The organism is Methylibium sp., assembly GCF_031393925.1.
GTDB lineage: Bacteria > Pseudomonadota > Gammaproteobacteria > Burkholderiales > Burkholderiaceae_C > Methylibium.
In genome coordinates this window covers 1-2,445 of sequence record NZ_JANMWL010000070.1, presented here as the reverse complement: position 1 = coordinate 2,445, position 2,445 = coordinate 1, and the positions used below count along the sequence as shown (strand labels likewise).

Genomic DNA, 2,445 nt, shown 5'->3' with positions numbered 1-2,445 from the left:
GGGCTCGCGGCCGAGGTTGAAGTCGATGCCGCGGATCGCGAGGTTCATCGCGGCGAGGCGCCAGGTGGTGGGGTTGGCCTCTTGCCCGTAGATGGCCACGTCACCTTTTCTGCCGCCGTGGGCTTCGATGAACGCTTCGCTCTGCACGAACATGCCGCCGCTGCCGCAGCACGGGTCGTAAACCTTGCCGTGGTGCGGCGCCAGCACGGCCACCAGCGTCTTGACGATGCTGCGCGGCGTGTAGAACTGCCCGCCGCGTTTGCCTTCGGCGCTGGCGAACATGCCGAGGAAGTATTCGTAGACCTGGCCGAGCACATCGCGCGCTTCGCTTGGCTCTGCGCCGAAGCCGATGGTGGACACCAGGTCCACCAGCTCGCCGAGCTTGCCGTCGGGCAGTTGCGCGCGGGCGTAGCGCTTGTCGAGGATGCCTTTGAGCTTGGGGTTCTCCAGCTCGATCAGCGACAGCGCATCGTCGATGCGCTTGCCGATCTCGGGCTGCTTGGCGGCGGCGCGCAGGGCTTCCCAGCGCGCTGCCTCGGGCACCCAGAAGACGTTGACCTCGCGGTAGTAGTCGCGGTCTTCCAGCTCGCCTGCAAGCAACGCGGCAGTGCCTCCGGGTAAAAAATACTCGTCGGCCGGATCGGCGAAGCGGCGGGTCAGTTCAACGCGCTTGGCACTGAAGGTATCGGAGATGTACTTGACGAAGATGAGGCCGAGCACCAGGTGCTTGTACTCGGCGGCGTCCATGTTGGCGCGCAGCTTGTCGGCGGTGGCCCAGAGTGTCTTCTTGATGTGTTCGAGCATGGGGATGGGCTTCGCATCAACGGATAGGAGCGGACCGACTCTCGGTCGTGGGCATCACTCGGCCTGCGCCTTCGGCGGCCAGGTTGCAGCATCGACGCGCGAGGCGAACCAGTTGTGCATCATCGCGTCGTCGACGGCGTATTCACCACGCGCCGACTTCCATACCAGTGCAGGCGACCTTGAACGCATGCCCTCAAGTGCAGCCTGCGCCATTTGCGGCGTGACCTTCACCTGGGCACCACTTGCCGCGGAAACCTTCTCGCGGTAGAACTTGAGCGCCTCAGCGTCGTAGGGCCGGAAGCGGGTCCCCAGTTCGAGCAGGCGCCAGAGGACGGCTTGCTCAATGGGCTTGAGCGACATGTACTCCGATTCCATCTGAGCTTCGTCGTCCTCGAGCTGCTGTCTGGCCGCAGCAAGGACTTGCTCTTCAAATCGTCCGCCGGCTGACGTCAGGGGATTCAACGCATTCCCGAGCGCCGTGGAGAAGAACTGCGGCCGAGCACCGAAACGCTGGAACGCATCGGTGAGAACGACGGCGTTGACAGGCTTGAGGTCAGGGCGTTGGCTTTCAATGAGGTCCGCCACAAAGTCGACGAAGTCTTTGCCCAGCTCAGGCATGCGCTGAACCTGACTTCCGTAGAACGGTGCCCCGTTCGTGTTGACCAGGCGCAGCAACTTGTCGCGATCCGAGCCGCTCATCACCAGCATCAATCGCGCGGTGTCGGGGGTATTGAGCCGGTCGCGCGCTGCTTTCAATGCGGTCATCGCGTTTTCGCCGGCCTCGCTGGTGAGCGCATGTTGAGCCTCGTCGACGATCAAGGCGACGGGCTTTTTCGTCATCTCGTGCAGCATGCCCAGCGCGTCTGTCAGCGTGACGCCTTCCGGTTTGCCGATGCGAGAGGTGTCGACCTTCATCCAGCCCGCGAGGCTCACGCTCTCGACGCCAGCGGCCTTCGCCGTCCTGGCCACGAGCCCCAGGTTCCGCGTCACAACTTTGGATACGGCATCGGCGATGAGGTCGCCGGGGTCCCGCTTCTGGTCGGCCCACAAGTCGACGTAGACCACAACGACGTCTCTGCTCTCGAGCTCCGGCTTGAGGTCTGATTGCAGGAACGTCGATTTGCCGGTCCGCCTCGGGGCGGCCAGGAAGAGGCCGTTCGGCCCATCGCCGAAGAGCGTCTTGCCTTGCATGGCCGCGGCGGTTTGTCTGGCCAGTTCCGAACGAGGGAAGTGCTGCAAAGGTGTCTTTTAGCCGAGATTATTTTGGCTTTCGTAATTTACGACATCTTCAATAAATGTCAATAAACTGACTCTGTCCTGGAGTCGAGACGCTGGACGTGACGACGCGGTGAGGCACGGATGGCATGTGCTGCCGCAGCCAGGCTCAGTTGGCGTTGCCGGCCCGCACCCGCAGACCAGGAAACTGGTCGCGCGTGAAGGTGTCGGCGGGCTCGCGGCCGAGGTTGAAGTCGATGCCAGTGTCACGTAGCAAAAACCGGCATGTCAGAACCCCTCCTCGACCAGCTCGGCCGCGCGCAACACCGCGCGCGCCTTGGCTTCGGTTTCCTGCCATTCGAGCGACGGCACCGAGTCCGCCACGATGCCCGCGGCGGCCTGCACGTAGAGCACCTGGTCCTTGAC

Annotated in this window: 3 protein-coding genes; all 3 read right to left on the bottom strand. The window is 63.5% G+C overall.

All coding sequences use genetic code 11. The features are described 5' to 3' along the window. A partial coding sequence (locus tag RMO12_RS04430) for a class I SAM-dependent DNA methyltransferase (RefSeq protein WP_309638355.1) occupies positions 1 to 804 on the bottom strand: 804 nt, incomplete at its 3' end. A gap of 54 nt (positions 805 to 858) precedes the next feature. Beyond that, complete coding sequence (locus RMO12_RS04425; RefSeq protein ID WP_309624759.1) at positions 859 to 2,043, bottom strand: ATP-binding protein; 1,185 nt, start codon at positions 2,041 to 2,043, stop codon at positions 859 to 861. Positions 2,044 to 2,307: 264 nt separating this feature from the next. Continuing rightward, positions 2,308 to 2,445: chorismate-binding protein (locus RMO12_RS04420; protein ID WP_309638356.1), on the bottom strand; the 138-nt coding region annotated here is incomplete at its 5' end.